This is a genomic window from Stutzerimonas azotifigens DSM 17556 (genome assembly GCF_000425625.1).
In the GTDB taxonomy this organism is placed as follows: domain Bacteria; phylum Pseudomonadota; class Gammaproteobacteria; order Pseudomonadales; family Pseudomonadaceae; genus Stutzerimonas; species Stutzerimonas azotifigens.
This window is the reverse complement of sequence record NZ_AUDU01000053.1, coordinates 40,643-57,166: the sequence shown is the minus strand read 5'-3', so window position 1 is coordinate 57,166 and position 16,524 is coordinate 40,643. Positions and strand designations below refer to the sequence as shown.

The window sequence follows — 16,524 nt, the reverse complement described above, 5'->3', positions numbered from 1 at the left end:
ACCGTGCCGGATAGGCACGGAGGCATTCGCGAGCAGAGCTCGCTCCTACGCAAAGGCCGCGCTCGGCACCTGTAGGAGCAGGCTCTGCCTGCGACCGCGGCCCGCAATCTGCCTCCATACCACTCCGGACCATTCCCTCTCCCCCGGGCCGGGGTGAGGGCTGGTGCAGCAGCCTCCCTCATCCGGCCCTGCGGGCCACCCTCTCCCGCGGGAAGAAGGGAAAAGCCTGGCGTTGCCGCTAGAACAGGCTTAGCTGGTCATCGCGAGTCGGAACCGGCGGCGGCGAGGCAGGTAGCTGGCCGGGCTCCAGGGCGAGCCGAGCGGCCAGGCCGGCGGCGCGCTCGGCGCGGGTCTCCACCGCCTCGGCCAGGCGGGCCGGCAGCGCCCAGATTTCGACCTTGCGCTTGGCCCGGGTAATGCCGGTGTAGAAGAGCGCGCGGGTCAACAGCGGGCTCGGCTGCTCCGGCAGCGCCAGCAGCACTTCGGCGAACTCCGAGCCCTGGCTCTTGTGCACGGTCATGGCGAAGGCGCTGTCGTGGCTCGGCAGCCGTGCCGGCGCGAAGCCGCGATGGCCCTGGCCGGCCCCCTCGTCGCTCTCGAAGAACACCCGCAGGCCCTGCGGCGTCTGCAGGCACAGGCCGACGTCGCCGTTGAACAGGCCGAGGGCATAGTCGTTCTGCCGCACCATGACCGCCCGCCCGGGGTACCAGCGCTCGCGCGCGGGCACGCCGAGGCGCCGCTTGAGTCGCATTTCCAGCGCCTCGTTGAGGCCGTTGACGCCGAACGCCCCCTCGCGCTGGGCGGTCAGCGCACGGAAGCCGTTGAAAGCCTCGAAGGCGGCAGTCGGCTCGCCGGCGCGGGCGGCCTGGAGATAGGGCAGGTAGCCCTGCTCCAGACGCTCGACCAGGGCGCTGGCCGCCGGCTCCGGATTCCACGCCAGATCGCTGCGTGCCTCCCGCAGCAGTGCCAGGGTGCCGGCCGCATCGCCGGCGTTGATGCGCCGCGCCAGCTCGCCGATGCCGCTGTCGCCGGCGAAGCGGTGACTGTGGGTCAACAGCACCACGGCCTCACCGAGCCGCGAGCGCGGCGGCTCGACCGGCACCGCCTGGCCGGTCAGTCGCTCCAGCTCGGCCGCGGCCCGTGCGTCGAAGCCACGGCCCTCGCAGAGTTCGGCGAACACCGCGCCGGCTTCCACCGCGGCCAGCTGGTCCTTGTCGCCGAGCAGGATCAGCCGCGCCCGCGGCGGCAGCGCGGCGACCAGCTTGGCCATCAGCGCCAGGTCGACCATGGAGGCCTCGTCGACCACCAGCACGTCCAGCGGCAGCGGATTGTCGGCGTCGTGGCGCACCCGCGGGCTGTCGCCGCGGCTGCCGAGCAGGCGGTGCAGCGTGCGCGCCTCGTCGGGCAGCGCCGCCTTGATCGCATCGTCCACCGGCAGGCCGGCCTTGGCCTGGCGGATCGCCTCGGCCATGCGCGCGGCAGCCTTGCCGGTCGGCGCGGCGAGACCGATCGCCAGGCTCGGGCCGCCCTGCTCCAGCAGCGCCGCGAGCAGGCGCACCACGGTGGTGGTCTTGCCGGTGCCGGGGCCGCCGGAGATCACCGCCAGGTTGCGCCTTACCGCCTGCGCGGCGGCCAGGCGCTGCCAGTCCGGGCGCTGGCGGTTGAAGTCGAACAGCCGCGCCAGGCTGTCCTGCAGCCGCGCCTCGTCCACCGTCGGCGCAAGCGCCGCGCGGGCCAGCAGGCGCTCGGCGAGCTGCGTCTCGTAGGCCTGGTAGCGCGCCAGGTAGAGCCGCTCGCCGTCGAGGATCAGCGGCGCGTAGTCGCCCGGGCGGCCGACCAGCGCGCTGGCGTCCAGCGCGTCGCGCCAGGCCGGCAGCGGCGGCAGGTCGTAATCGACTTCCGGCCAGGGCCGCGTGCCGGCGACGCGGGCCAGTGGCAGGCAGACGTCGCCGCGCCCGAGCGCCTCACAGCACAGCACCGCGGCCAGCAGCACGCTTTCGCCCGCCTGTGGATCGAGGCGCTGCAGGCTGGCGAGAAAGGCGCGCTCCAGCGGGCCGAAGGGCAGATCGGCGAGGGTCATTGGCGGCTCCTCGGGAAAAACGATGGCGAGGGCGGATCGCGGTCGAGACCACAAAAAGCATCGCCCCGAACTCTGGCCTTCCACAAAAGCAGCGGAGCTACACCGGCCCCTGTGGGAGGCGCGCCCTCGCGGCGATATCGGCCAAGGTCCGAGCACGGCTCTTGGTGGGAGTGGTCTCGACCGCGAACGAACAGCGACAGCATCACCGTCCTCCCTCGAACAGCCGGTCCAGCGCATCCAGCAGGCCGTCGCCGGGTCGGGCGAAGTACACGCCGGCCTCCGGCATGCCGCGCAAGAACAGGTAGTAGGCACCGCCCAGACAGGCGTCGTCGTAGTCGGACAGGCGTTGACGCAGGAAGCGCCGCAGCGCCACCAGGTAGATCAGGTACTGCAGGTAGTAGTGCTCGGCGGCGAGCGCCTGCAGCAGCCGGTCGCCGCCGTAGTAGCCGGCGTCCGGGCCGAGCCAGTTGGACTTGTAGTCGAGAATGTACCAGCGCCCGCGGTGTTCGAAGGTCAGGTCGATGAAGCCCTTGAGAAAGCCCTGCAGGCGCTCGAACTCCAGCCGCGCGGCGGCCTGGCGCAGGGGTTCGGCCAGGCCGTGCGCCGGGTCGGTGAGCAGCGCGCGCAGGCGCTCGACGTCCAGTTCGGCGACCGGGAAGGTGAAGCCCAGCTCGGGCAGCCGCCGGCTCCCCTCCAGGCTGGCGAGGGTCAGGCCGGCGCCATCCAGCTCGGTGTCCAGCACGCGCTGCAGGTGGCTGCGCGCCACCGGCGCCCAGTCCGGCGGCAGGCCGTGGGCCTGCAGCGCCGGCCCGACCAGCTCGGCCAGCGGCGCCTTGCCGCGGGCCCAGTCCTCGAGGATGGCGTGCAGGCAGGTGCCGGCGCGCGCGCCGCGGGGGAAGGCGAAGAAGCCGCTGCCCGGCTCGGCGGGATCGGGCATCGCCAGGCTGTCGCGGTCCGGGGCTTCCATGTGCATGCCCGCGGCCAGCCCGGAAAAGCTGCCGATGCGCCAGGCGCTGTGCAGGCTGCGTCCCAGCTGCGCCAGGTACGCCGGCGCCGCTGCGCGGCCGCTGCCGTCGGCGCTCGCCTCGGCGGTTTCCGCTGCCAGCAGCGCCATGCCCGGCGCGCTCTGCGCCACCAGGCGTTCCAGGGCCGCGCGCAGCCCGGCGGCATCCAGCCCCGCCAGATGGGTGCCGAGCTCGGCGAGCGGCTCCGCCCCCGGCTGCTCGCGACCGTGCAGCAACCAGGCCAGGGCACTGGTGTGCAGGCCCTCGTCCGGCAGGCCGCCATCCTTCTTCGCCTTCGGCAGGCTGACGGGCCCCCAGTGCAGCCACAGCCGGTCACGCGCCCGGGTCAGGGCGACGTAGGCCAGGCGCAGCTGCTCGGCGAACACCTCGCGCCGGGCCCGTGCCAGATTCGCCTCCAGTTCCGGGCTGCCGAGGTCCAGCAGCGGCTGGCCGTCCTCGGCGTGGCAGCTGGCGCTGTCACGGTGCTTGCCGAGCAACCGGCCGTCCCACAGGAAGGGGCAGTACACCAGCGGATATTCCAGGCCCTTGCTGGTGTGGATGGTGACGATCTGCACCCGCTCGGCATCGCTTTCCAGCCGCAGCAGCGCCTCCTCGCCCCCGCCTTCGCTGCCGCGCTGGGCGTTGAACCAGGCCAGCAGCGGCTCGAGGCCGGGGCGCTGCTGGCTCTCGGCCTGCAGCAGTTCGCCCAGGTGCAGCAGGTTGGTCAGCCGGCGCTCGCCGTCCACCCGCGCCAGCAGCCGTTCCGGCACGCCCTGCTCGTCCAGCCAGGCGCGGAACACCCGCATGAACCCCTGCTGCTGCCAGAGCTGGTGGTAGCGCTCGGCGGCCTCGCGTTCGGCGTCCCACTGCTGCTGATCGTCCTGGCAGCGCGCCAGGTCGGCGGCGCTGCGGCCGAGCAGCCGGGTCGCCAGCGCGTAGCGCAGCAGGCCCTCGCGGCCCGGCTCGGCATAGGCCGCCAGCACCGCGGCCAGCTCGGTCGCCTCCTCGGAGCGCCAGACGCTGTCGCGCCCGCGGCGAACGCTGGGTACGCCGCGGGCGGCCAGTTCGTCGGCGATCAGCCCGGCCTGCCGATGGTTGGCCACCAGCACGGCGATGTCGCCCCCCTTGAGCGGCACGAAGCGGCCGTCCTTCTCGAAGCCGGCACGGCCCTCGGCCGCCGCGGCCAGCTGACCGGCGATCCGCCGCGCCGTGTCGCGTGCCGCCTGTTCGCTGGCCTCGCCCTTGCCCACCGGCGCGTCGCCGAGCCAGACCAGCGACAGCGGCGCGGCCCCGCTCGAGTCCGGCAGCACCAGTCGCGCCCGCGGCCGCTGCGGCGCGCCCACCGGCGGGTAGCGCAACTCGGGCTGGGCGAAGGGCTGCGGATGGTCGAACAGGCGGTTCAGCGCATCGATCAGGGCGGGCGTCGAGCGGTAGTTGGTCGGCAGGCTGTACGGCGCCTCGGCTTGCTCGCGGGCCTTGAGATAGGTCGCCAGGTCGGCGCCGCGGAAGGCGTAGATCGCCTGCTTGGGATCGCCGACGAAGCACAGCGAGGCGGCGCTGCCCGGCGCATAGATGCGGTCGAAGATGGCGTACTGGATCGGGTCGGTGTCCTGGAACTCGTCGATCAGCGCCAGCGGGTAGGTCTGCCGCAGCGCGGCGGCCAGGTCGTCGCCGGCCGGCCCGTGCAGGGCGTCGTGCAGGCGATTGAGCAGGTCGTCGAAGGCCAGCAGCCGCTGCGCAACCTTGCGCTGCGGCAGCTCCCGGTTGAGCCGCTCGAGCAGCGCGACCTGCAGGCCGACCAGGCGCCGCTTGCCCGCCGGCATGGCCTCGGCCAGGGCATCGGCGAGCCGGTCCAGCGCCTCGGCCAGCGCGCAGGTCGGTGCGTCATGGCCCTTCTTGCAGGCCTTGGCCATCGCCCGCGCGCCGAACTTGAGCAGGCCGTCCGGTATCTCGTACATTGCCGCAGGATCGGCGAAGTAGGCGTCCAGTTCGCCCTGCCACAGGGGAAACTTGAGCGCCTTGTGGGTGCTCTGGCTGAGCCCGCGGTGCTGGCCGAGTTCGGTGACCCAGTCCGGCCCGGCCTCGCGCCACAGATCGGCGGCCTCCCGCCAGGCCGCGTCCAGCCCGGACAGGTCGGCCGGCGCCGGCGTGTCCCGCGGCTCGACCCGCAGGTACGGCTTGCCCAGGTGGCTGCGCAGCTGCTGGCGCAGGCCGGCCGGCGTGATCCGGCTCTTGGCCAGAAAGCGCGCCCAGGCCGGGTCGGCGCCGGCCAGCTCGCTGCGCCAGGCGTCGGCCAGCAGCGCGTCGATCAGCTCGCGGTCGTCGGTGGTCAGCTCGCTGTCGAAGTCGCCGCCGGCCTCGAAGGCGGCGTCCTGCAGCGCCCGCTGGCAGAAACCGTGGATGGTGAAGATGGCCGCCTCGTCGAAGCCGTGCACCGCCAGCAGCAAGCGGCGGCGCGAGGCCTCGTCGGGAAAGCGCGCGTGCAGCGCGGTGAGGAAGGCATCCTCGCTCGGCGCCCCGTCATACACCGCCAGCAGCTCCGCCAGCCGGGCGCGGATGCGCTCGCGCAGCTCGGCGGTAGCCGCGGTGGTGTAGGTGACCACGAGGATCTGCCCCACCGACAGCTGCCGCTCCAGCAGCAGGCGCGCGTAGAGCGCGGTCAGCGTCCAGGTCTTGCCGGTGCCGGCGCTGGCCTCGATCAGGCGGCGCCCGTCGAAGGGCGAATCGAGCAGATTCAGGCTCATGCGTCATCCTCCTCGGAGCCGGCCAGGGCGTCGAACGCCGGGCCGTACAGTTCCAGCGCCAGGGCCTCGAAACGCTCGCCGAGCGGGTCGCGCTCACGGAAGGCCAGAACGTTCCAGGGGTCTTCGGCTTCGCCGGCGATGGGGCTGAACTCGCCACCGAGCCAGGCCTCGCGGGCCCGCTTGCGGCCGCACTCGAGCGGTTCGCTGCCGCGGCTCGGCTGCCGATAGCCGCGCACGAACGCGTGGCTGCTGCGCGACAGCAACGGCAGCGGCTCGCAGATGGCGCTGCGATAGGCCGCCAGCCAGCCCTCGAGCAGCGCGGCGGCATTGTCGAGCGGGCCGAGCTGCCAGTCGCCGGCCGGCGACAGCAGCAGGCTGTTGCGCTCGATGCCGGCCGACGCCGAGAGGTTGAGCAGCAGATGCCGCAGCCAGAACGGCGCCAGGTCCCACTCGCCCAGGCGGCTGAGCTTCCAGCCGAACAGCCCGTCCGGCGTCACGCCATCGAGCCAGCCATGCACGCGCACGCCGGCCAGGGTGACGTCCACCGCCAGCGGCTGCGGCACCGCCTCCGGGCGCAGCTCGAACAGCCGCGGGGCGAAGGTACGCACCGGGCCGCGCAGCCTGCCCCACAGCGCCTGGCCCAGCTCGCCGGGAGGCAGCCAGCCGGCGGCGCAGGCCAGGCGCCGCTCGTCCTCATCGCTCCAGCCGTGCTCGCAGGCCTCGAGCGCCAGCCGGCGCAGGCCGTTCCAGGCCGGCCGCTCCAGTTCGAAGGGCTCGTCACTGGCCAGGGCCTCGCCGGCCTCGGCCAGCCGCAACCCGAGCCGCTGCTCGAGGAGAAAGCGTGCCGGATGACGGAAGCACTGCAGCAGCTGCGAGGGTTCCAGCGTCAGCCAGGCCTCGTCGGGTTCCGGCAGACGACTGGCGAAGACCGCCGGCGTTCGCTCCGGCGCCGCGGCGAGACGCTGCGCGGCGCGGAACCAGGGCGCGGCGAAGCCGGCGCAGCGGCCGCCGGCGAAGTTGCCGGGGGCGAAGGGTTGCAGCGGGTGCGCGATCGTCAGCCGTTCGCTGGCCGGGGTCGAGTCGGCCACGACGGCGGTCAGGTCGACCGCCTCCAGCAGTTCGCTGAGCAACACCGACGGCGGCAGCACGGCGTTGTCGCGCGGGTCGCGGCCGACATAGGACAGGTACAGCGCCTCGCGCGCCGAGAGCAGGGTTTCCAGCAGCAGGTAGCGGTCGTCCAGGCGCCGGGCGCGATCGCCGCGGCGCGGGTGGCGGGCGATCAGGTCGAAGCCGGCGGCCGGCGTGCGCCGCGGGAAGGCGCCATCGTCCAGGCCGAGCAGGCAGACCAGGCGGAACGGCAGGCTGCGCATCGGCACCATGGTGCCGAAGGTCACCGCGCCGGTGAGAAAGCCGGTGGCGCCGCCGCCCTGCTCCAGTGCCGCGGCCAGTTGCTGGCGCACCAGCTCGAGCTCGACGGGCCGCTGCATTTCGGCGGCCTGCGCCTGATCGCGCAGCGCGGCGCAGGCCTGAGACAGCAACAGCAGGGTGTCGCCGGCCTCGCGCTCGTCGAACAGGCCGTCGATCAGCGCCTGCAGATCGTCGGCCCACTGTGCAAGCGGGCGCGGCGCGGCCAGGCGGTCGGCCAGGCCGCCGAGCCGCTCGACGAACTCCACCAGCCGCCCGAGCAGCTGCGCGCGGGCGCCTTCCAGTGCATCCAGCGGCCAGTGCTCGCCGAGCAGCGGCGCACAGTCGCCGGCCAGCTGCGGCGGCGCGGCGAACCCCAGCAGCAGCCGGTCGAGGCCCTGCCGCCAGGTGAAGGCCGGCTCGTCCGGCAGGCCCAGGCGGGCGCGCTGCTCGCCGTCACGGCCCCAGCGCACCCCGGCCTCGCGCAGCCAGTCGCGGATCAGCGGCAGGTCCTCGGCCTCGACCCCGGCGCGGCGGGCGATGGCCGGCTGCTCGAGCCAGGCCAGCACCTCTTCGGCGGTGAAGCGGCTCTGCGGCAGGGCCAGCAGCTCGAGGAAGGCCTCGATCAGCGGCAGCTCCGCGCGCAGGCTGCGGTCGGCCAGGCTGTAGGGCACCCGCGGAACGCCCTCGCGGGGCGCGAACACCGCTTCGATGAAGGGCGCATAGCGCTCGATGTCGGGGGTCAGCACCACCACCTGATCCGGGCTTAAGCCCGGGTCGGCGGCGAAGCGGGCGAGCAGCTGGTCGTGCAGGATCTCCACTTCGCGCAGCGGCGAATGGGCGATGTGGACCTCCAGCGAGCGGTCGTCCTCGCGCAGGATCATGCGCTCCTCGGGCAGGCGCGTGCGCAGCCGCAGGATGTCGTTCTGCAGCGCATGCAGCAGGCTGTCGTCGTGCAGCGAGGGGTCTTCGGCGTAGAGCCCGATCTCGTCGCCTTCCAGCGCGAACAGGCTGTCGAAGAAGTCGCGGCCCTGCTTGCCGAGGCTGGCCAGCAGCGGATGGCCGACGTCCAGGTACCAGTCGTCGGCGAGGGCCTCCGAGCCGGCCTGCTGCCGCGCCACCTCGCGGATATCGCGAATGTCGCCCCAGGCCTCGCGGCTCGGGTTCAGCGCACAGACCACCACGTCGACGTGCCGGGCCAGCCCTTCGAGCACCCGCAGGTGGTGCGGCGGCAGGCTGCTGATGCCGAACACCAGCAGCCGTTCGGGCAACTCTGCCAGCGGCGCGGCGCCGTGCAGCCGCGCCAGCAGGTCGCCCAGCAGGCGGGCGCGGTGCGGGTGGCCGTCGCGGGTGAGCTCGCGCCAGAGCAGCGCCTGCCAGGCTTCGTCGGGGCCCAGGTCGAGCAGCTCGCCGCGCTCCCAGGCGGCCAGCCAGTCGTCGCGGTAGAGCAGGTACTGGTCGAAGGTGTCGGCGATCCGCGCGGCCAGGCCGAGGCGCCGGCGCTCGTCGCCGCCGTCGAGGTAGCGCGCCAGGCGCGGCGCCTGGGCCAGCTGCGCCGGCTCGCACAGCCAGTCGTACAGGCGCCAGGTCAGGGTCGCGGGGGCGAAGGCCGACTGCTCGGGCAGCTGGCCCAGCACCTGCCGGCTCAGTTCCCAGACGAAACGCGCCGGCAGCTGCGTCTCCACCTGCATGGCGACGCCCTGCCGGCGCGCCAGCTCGAGCGTCAGCCAGCGCCCCATGCCCTGGCTCGGCACCACCACCCGCGCCGGTGCGAAGGGGTCGCGCTGCGGCTGGGCCAGCAGCGTGGTGGCCAGGGTGCCGAGGGTTTCCAGGTCGGGGGCGTGGTAGAGGCTGAGCATGAACGGACCGTGGGCGAGGAAGGAAACAAGCGTATCAGGAGCCAGTCTGGCATGCGTGGGCGACGGACTGTGTCGCGCTCATCCGACGAAGGCCGAGAACGCCTGCGGCGCGGCCGGGTCAACCCTGTAACCGTTTTGAAATGAACCGGCCGTTGCGCGGCGAGCCGGTCGTCGCCGTTGTTCACCGGATACCGCCATGCCCACGCTGTTGCACCTGTTGTCATCCATCGCCCTGCTGGTCTGGGGCACACACATCGTGCGCACCGGAATCATGCGCGTGTACGGCTCGCACCTGCGCCGGGTGCTTGGCCGCAGCACGGCGCACACGCCGCTGGCCTTCTTCGCCGGGATCGGCGTCACCGCGCTGGTGCAGAGCAGCAACGCCACCGCGCTGCTGGTGGTTTCCTTCGTCTCGCAGGGGCTGATGGCGCTCGGCACGGCGCTGGCGATCATGCTCGGCGCCGACGTCGGCACGGCGCTGATGGCGCGGGTGCTGACGCTCGACCTGTCGTGGCTGTCGCCGCTGCTGACGCTGGTCGGGGTGACCCTGTTCCTGTCGCGCAAGCAGACCCGCGCCGGGCAGCTCGGCCGGGTGCTGATCGGCCTCGGGCTGATCACGCTGGCCCTGCAGCTGATCGTCGACGCCGCCGAGCCGATCACCGAGGCGCGCGGCATGCGCGTGCTGTTCGCCTCGCTGGCTGGCGACACCCTGCTGGCGGTGGTGGTCGGCGCGCTCTTCGCGCTGCTGTCCTACTCCAGCCTGGCGGCGGTGCTGCTCATCGCCACCCTCGCCGGCGCCGGCCTGATCGGCCTGCCGGTGGCGCTCGGCGTGGTGATCGGCGCCAACATCGGCAGCGGCGTGCTGGCCTGGCTGAACGCCAGCGTGCAGTCCGTCCCCGGGCGCCGGGTGGCGCTCGGCAACCTGCTGTACAAGCTGGTCGGGCTGCCCATGGTGGTGCCCTTCATCGACCCGCTGGTGGCCTGGATGGGCACGCTCGGCTACAGCCCGCAGACCCTGGTGATCGGCTTCCACCTGGCCTACAACACACTGCGCTGCCTGTTGCTGCTGCCCACCGTCGGGGCGATGACGCGGCTGTGCCGGCAACTGCTGCCCGAGCGCGTCGAGCAGAACGGCGTGGCGCGCCCGCGCCACCTCGACCCGGGCGCGCTGGAAACGCCGAGCCTGGCGCTGGCCAACGCGGTGCGCGAGACCCTGCGCATCGGTGACCTGATCGACGCCATGCTGGCCCGGCTGCTGGAAGTGCTGCGCGAGGACCGCCCCGAACCGGCCGAGGAGATCCGCCGCCTGGACGACGACGTCGACGCGCTCTACAGCGCGGTCAAGCTCTACCTGGCGCGCATGCCGCGCGAGGACCTGGCCGAGGAGGAGCAGCGCCGCTGGGCCGAGATCATCGAGCTGGCGATCAACCTCGAACAGGCCGGCGACGGCATCGAGCACATGCTCGCCAAGGTGCGCAACCTGAAGACCTCCAGCCGCCGCTCGTTCTCCGAGGACGGCCTTGAGGAACTGCAGAGCCTGCACGCGCAACTGGTGGCGAACCTGCGCCTGGGGCTGTCGGTGTTTCTCTCCGGCGACGCCGAAGGCGCCAGGCAGCTGATCGAGCACAAGCGCCATTTCCGCCGCGATGAACGACGCATGGCGCATGCCCACGTGCAACGCCTGCACCACGGCGTGGTCGAGAGTCTTGAAACCAGCTCGGTGCACCTGGAGCTGATCGCCGACATGAAGCGGCTGAACTCGCTGTTCTGCAGCACTGCCTACGCCGCGCTCGAGAACACCGAGCCCGCCACGCCACGGCATCGCCGGGAAGATGCCTCGCAGCCGCTGCACGAGCCCACGGGCCCGGTGGCCGGCACCCCGGGCCGCACGCTCTAGCGCCGCGCGCGGCACAGGCAGCCGCGCCCCCGAGACGAGGCTCCAATGCTTGACTGGATACTGCGCTACCACTCGCTGCTGGCCCTGGTGATCTCCACCTGCACGCTGCTGGTGTGGATCTTCTACGCGCACCTGCTGCTGGCCAACTTCAAGCGCCAGCGGCGGCCGAACCTGATCATCAACCGCGGCGCCGGCAAGGGCCTGGGCTCGCTGTGCCTGCTGTCGAACATGAGCGCCGAGCCGATGTTCATCAACCAGTTGCTGGTACGCCTGGACACCTCGCGCGGGCCGCTGATGGGCGACGTCACCGACATCCGCGACGGCCTCGGCGACGAGGCGCCGCCTGACCTGTCGCTGTACCAGACCACGCGCCAGGGGCCGCTGCGCAGCGGCGAGTACAGCCACATCGGCACCTTCCAGTCGCTGATCCGGCGGGTCGCCGAGCAGCATGGCATCGCCCTCGACGGGCACCAGCCGCAGGGCGACTGGACCTTCCACACCCTGGAGATCCGCGCGGTGGCCTTCTACGGCTCCGACCGCCACCCGCTGGGCGTGCTGCGCCGCTTCCGCCTGCAGGACGCGGCCGAAGGCGAATGCACGCTGGTGCCGGAGAGCCCGCTGACGCACCAGCTGTGCAGCCGCCGGCAACGCCGCGAGGTGCGGCGCTGGATGCTCGAATACGGGGGCTGAACGGGCGCTGCGCGCCGGGGACGGCTCACAGCTTGCCCACAGGGTTATCCACAGCTCAGGCCGGGGCTGCCAGCGCACCCGGGGCGCGCCGGCGCTGCAGCCACACCACCAGGCCGAACAGCAGCAGGCCGGGAATCCACATCCATTCCTTGGCCCAGCGGTCGGTGGGCGCGCGCACGCTGAGAATCTCCTGGTCGAACTCCAGGCCGGCCTGCTCGGCCAGGCTGCCGAAGGTGACGCTGTCGACCAGCACCTTGCCGTCTTCCTCGTAGAGCATCAGCCCGAGCTTCTCCAGCCGCTCCTGCCCGCTGGCGCCCTCCGGAATCGGCAGCAGCAGGGTGAACTCGCGCGGATCGCCAACGGCATCTTCGCCGCGGATGCGCAGGCGCAGCTGGCTGTCCTCTTCCACGCTGTCCAGCGCCTGCGCCAGTTCGGCCGGCGGGATGTCGCGGTAGGGGTCGTGCAGCATGTCCATCCAGAAGCCCGGGCGGAACAGCGTAAAAGCCACCAGCAACAGCAGCACGCCCTCGTACCAGCGGTTGCGCACCAGGAAATAGCCCTGGGTGCCGGCGGCGAAGATCAGCATCGCCAGGGTGGCGACGATGAAGATCAGCACGCCGTGCCAGAAGTCCACGTCGATCAGCAGCAGGTCGGTGTTGAAGATGAACAGGAACGGCAGCGCGGCGGTGCGCAGGCTGTAGTAGAAGGCGGTCAGGCCGGTCCTGATCGGGTCGCCCTTGGACACCGCCGCGGCGGCGAACGAGGCCAGCCCCACCGGGGGCGTCACGTCGGCCATGATGCCGAAGTAGAAGACGAACAGGTGCACCGCGATCAGCGGCACGATCAGCCCGTTCTGCTGCCCCAGCGCGACCACCACCGGCGCCAGCAGGCTGGACACCACGATGTAGTTCGCGGTGGTCGGCAGGCCCATGCCGAGGATCAGGCTGAACACTGCGATCAGCACCAGCATCAGCAGCAGATTGCCCATCGAAAGCAGCTCGACCAGGTCGGCCAGCACCAGCCCGACGCCGGTCTGCGACACCGCGCCGACGATGACCCCGGCCGCCGCGGTGGCGATGCCGATGCCGATCATGTTGCGTGCCCCGGCGATCAGGCCTTCACGCAGGTCGACCACACCATCCATGAAGGTGCCGTGGTCGTGCGTTCCGTCTTTGCGCATCCAGGACAGCAGCGGGCGCTGGGTGAGCAGGATGACCACCAGCATCACCGTGCCCCAGAAGGCCGACAGCCCGGGCGACAGGCGCTCGACCATCAGGCACCAGACCAGCACCACCACCGGCAGCAGGAAGTGCAGGCCCGAGAGCAGCACCGGGCGTGTCTCCGGCAGCTCCTCGAGCGCCGCGTTCGGGTCCTCCGGCGGCAGCGGCGGGTTGCTCGCCGCGACCTTCAGCAGCGCCAGGTAGACCACTGCCAGCAGCGCGCCGATCACCGGCAGCGCGGAGTCGCCGAGCACCGGCTTGAGCCAGCCCAGCCCGTAGTACACCGCCAGCGACAGGCCGCTGATCAGCGCGGCGCCGAAGGCGAAGCCGGTCAGCCGGCGCAGCCAGGGCCTGGGTTGACCGCTGCCGATCGGCTGCATGCCGAGCTTCAGCGCCTCGAGGTGGACGATGTAGAGCAGCGCGATGTAGGAAATGGTGGCCGGCAGGAAGGCGTGCTTGATGATCTCGACGTAGGGCATGCCGACGTACTCGACCATCAGAAACGCCGCCGCGCCCATCACCGGCGGCATGATCTGGCCGTTGACCGAGGAGGCGACTTCCACCGCGCCGGCCTTCTCCTTGGAGAAGCCGACCTTCTTCATCATCGGGATGGTGAAGGTGCCGGTGGTCACCACGTTGGCGATCGACGAGCCGGAGATCATCCCGGTCAGCGCCGAGGAGACCACCGCGGCCTTGGCCGGCCCGCCCCGCATGTGGCCGAGCAGGCTGAAGGCCAGCTGGATGAAGTAGTGCCCGGCGCCGGCGCGCTCGAGCAGCGCGCCGAACAGCACGAAGAGGAAGACGAAGCTGGTGGAGACGCCCAGGGCGATGCCGAACACGCCCTCGGTGGTGATCCACTGGTGATTGGCCAGCGCCTCGAAGCTCACCCCACGGTGCGCCAGCAGGCCCGGCATCCAGGGGCCGGCGAGGCTGTAGACGAGAAACAGCAGGGCGATGATCGCCAGCGGCGGGCCCAGCGCCCGGCGGGTCGCCTCCAGCAGCAGCGGGATGCCGATGCAGGCCGTGGCCAGATCGAACGTGGTCGGGCTGCCCGGACGACCGGCCAGTTGCTCGTAGAAGACGAATAGGTAGGCGGCGCTGGCCGCGGCCACCAGGCCCAGCGCCAAATCGGCCAGCGGCACCCGGTCGCGCGGCGAGCGTTTGAACGCCGGATAGGCCAGAAAGGCCAGCAGCAGCGCGAAGGCCAGGTGAATCGCCCGCGTCTCGGTATCGTTGAGCACGCCGGTGCGCAGGATGAACGGCAGCGGCGAGGCGATCCACAGCTGGAACAGCGACCAGAGCAGGGCGATGGCGGCGATCGCCTTGGCCATCGCGCCTTCCGGGGAGCGTGCGCCCACGTCCTGGGCGATCAGCTCCTCGGTCGAAAGTTGGTTGTCAGACATCGGTGGCGTCCGTAGGGGAGACGGATACGGCGGAACCCGCGGCCTCACGGCGCGCGGGTTCCGGTTCGGGAGCGGTCATGCGGGGCCCGGAGGCCGCCAGCTTACAGCCAGCCACGCTCCTTGTAGTAGCGCTCGGCGCCCTCGTGCAGCGGCGCGGTCAGGCCGACCTTGATCATGTCCTCGGGCTTGAGGTTGGCGAACGCCGGGTGCAGCCGCTGGAAGCGCTCGATGTTCTCGAACACCGACTTGACCAGTTGGTAGACCACCTCCGGATCGGTCTTGGCCGAGGTCGAGAGCACCGCCTTGCCACCGATCGACGGGGTCGGCTGGTCGTTGCCCTTGTACAGCCCGCCGGCGATCTCCGCCTTGGTGTAGTAGGGCTTGTCGGCCAGCAGCTTGTCGATGTCCGGGCCGGTCACCGGCACCAGCACCGCGTCGACGGTGGTGGTGGCTTCCTGGATCGCGCCGTTGGGGTGGCCGACGAAATAGGTCATGGCGTCGATGTTGTTGTCCGACAGCGCACTGGCCTGCTCGGCCGGCTTGAGTTCGGCGGCGAGGGAGAAGGCCGACTTGTCCCAGCCCTTGACGCGCATGATCTCGTCGAGGGTGTCGCGCTGGCCGGAACCAGGGTTGCCGATGTTCACGCGCTTGCCCTTGAGGTCGTCGAAGCCGGCGATGTTGGCGTCCTTGCGTGCGAGCACGGTGAACACCTCGTCCTGCAGCGAGAACACCGCGCGCAGGTCCTCCATCGGACCTTCCTTCTTGAACGGCTCGAGGCCCTTCATGGCCTTGTACTGGTGGTCGGACTGCATGACCCCGAAGTTGAACTCGCCGCTGCGCAGGCCGTTGACGTTGGCCACGCCGCCGCCGCTGGCCGGGGCGTTGCACTTGATGTCCTGTGCGTTGCGGTTGAGGAAGCGGCAGATCGACTGGCCGGCGACGTAGTAGACACCCGTCTGACCGCCCGTGCCGATGGTAACGAATTGAGTTTGCGCCTGTGCGACGCTGGTCAGGGTGGTACCCGCCAGCGCGGCAGACAGGACCCATGCCAAGGATTTGCCTTTCATGGGATCTCTCCTTCTGGTTGTTTTTCTGATTCCCCGTCGCGATCTCGTGGGCCGCGACAAGGGCGTGCAGTCTAACTGCTGCCACGGCGGGACACGACTCGTTTGGGACCCCGCGAGCCTGTGCCTTGTTCCGGTGCGGCGCCGGCGGCACAGCGCCAGGCCGACGCCGGTCCGCCCTGCTCCCGCTGGGAGAAGGAAAAGCCCGGCGCCACCGGCCGTTTGGCGCCAGGCACAGACGCTGCCGTGCTGAAGGGCCTGGAGGCATTCGCGAGCAGAGCTCGCTCCTACGCAAAGGCCACGCGCGGCACCTGTAGGAGCAGGCTCTGCCTGCGACCGCGGCCCGCACATCTGCCTCCATAGCCACTCCGAACCACTCCCGCTCCCCCGGGCCGGGGTGAGGGCTGGTGCACGGCCTCCCTCATCCGGCCCTGCGGGCCACCTTCTCCCGCGGGGAGAAGGGAAAAGCCCGGCGCCACCGGTCGTTTGGCGCCAGGCGCAGATGCTGCCGAGCTAAAGGGCCTGGAGGCATTCGCGAGCAGAGCTCGCTCCTACGCAAAGGCCGCGCTCGGCACCTGTAGGAGCAGGCTCTGCCTGCGACCGCGGCCCGCACATCTGCCTCCATACCCACGCCGAACCACTCCCGCTCCCCCGGGCCGGGGGTGAGGGCTGGTGCAGCGGCCTCCCTCGTCCGGCCCTGCGGGCCACCTTCTCCCGCGGGGAGAAGGGAAAAGCCTGGCGCCACCGGTCGTTTGCCGTCAGACGTAGCCGCTGTCGTGCCGGATAGGCACGGAGGCATTCGCGAGCAGAGCTCGCTCCTACGCAAAGGCCACGCGCGGCACCTGTAGGAGCAGGCTCTGCCTGCGACCGCGGCCCGCACATCTGCCTCCATACCCACGCCGAACCACTCCCGATCCCCCGGGCCGGGGTGAGGGCTGGTGTGCAGCAGCCTCCCTCATCCGGCCCTGCGGGCCACCCTCTCCCGCGGGGAGAAGGGAAAAAGCCCGGCGCCACCGGTCGTTTGGCGTCAGGCGTAGCCGCTGCCGTGCCGAAGGGCCTGGAGGCATTCGCGAGCAGAGCTCGCTCCTACGCAAAGGCCCCGCTCGGCACCTGTAGGAGCAGGCTCTGCCTGCGACCGCGGCCCGCACATCTGCCTCCA

General features: G+C 71.6%; 7 protein-coding genes. 2 read left to right on the top strand and 5 right to left on the bottom strand.

Going from position 1 to position 16,524, the window contains the following annotated elements:
• Positions 1–238 precede the first annotated feature (238 nt).
• The 3 genes from recD to recC all read right to left on the bottom strand — a co-directional run bounded on the left by recD (position 239) and on the right by recC (position 9,091).
• Entirely contained in the window at positions 239–2,080 is a 1,842-nt protein-coding gene (recD, locus tag H610_RS0105810; protein WP_028238805.1) for an exodeoxyribonuclease V subunit alpha, read from the bottom strand.
• Positions 2,081–2,282: 202 nt separating this feature from the next.
• Positions 2,283–5,828, bottom strand: coding sequence for an exodeoxyribonuclease V subunit beta (gene recB / locus H610_RS0105805; protein ID WP_028238804.1), 3,546 nt, complete (start codon positions 5,826–5,828; stop codon positions 2,283–2,285).
• Positions 5,825–9,091, bottom strand: a complete 3,267-nt coding sequence (recC, locus tag H610_RS0105800; RefSeq protein ID WP_028238803.1) for an exodeoxyribonuclease V subunit gamma — start codon at positions 9,089–9,091, stop codon at positions 5,825–5,827. The genes recB and recC overlap by 4 nt, the downstream gene beginning before the upstream one ends.
• Positions 9,092–9,287: 196 nt before the next feature.
• Here recC and H610_RS23315 point away from each other — a divergent pair, with 196 nt between their 5' ends.
• On the top strand, positions 9,288–10,988 hold the full coding sequence (locus H610_RS23315; RefSeq protein WP_051231522.1) for a Na/Pi cotransporter family protein: 1,701 nt from the start codon (positions 9,288–9,290) through the stop codon (positions 10,986–10,988).
• A gap of 45 nt (positions 10,989–11,033) precedes the next feature.
• Positions 11,034–11,678 (top strand): hypothetical protein, encoded by a 645-nt coding sequence (locus H610_RS0105790; RefSeq protein WP_028238802.1) that lies wholly within the window; start codon positions 11,034–11,036, stop codon positions 11,676–11,678.
• A gap of 55 nt (positions 11,679–11,733) precedes the next feature.
• Here the strand turns inward: H610_RS0105790 and H610_RS0105785 are convergent, their stop codons facing one another.
• Together H610_RS0105785 and H610_RS0105780 are read right to left on the bottom strand one after the other, a co-directional pair.
• Complete coding sequence (locus H610_RS0105785; protein ID WP_028238801.1) at positions 11,734–14,301, bottom strand: TRAP transporter permease; 2,568 nt, start codon at positions 14,299–14,301, stop codon at positions 11,734–11,736.
• 101 nt (positions 14,302–14,402) lie between these two features.
• Positions 14,403–15,368: a TAXI family TRAP transporter solute-binding subunit gene (locus H610_RS0105780; protein WP_028238800.1), complete on the bottom strand. Its 966-nt coding sequence runs from the start codon at positions 15,366–15,368 to the stop codon at positions 14,403–14,405.
• Positions 15,369–16,524 lie beyond the last annotated feature (1,156 nt).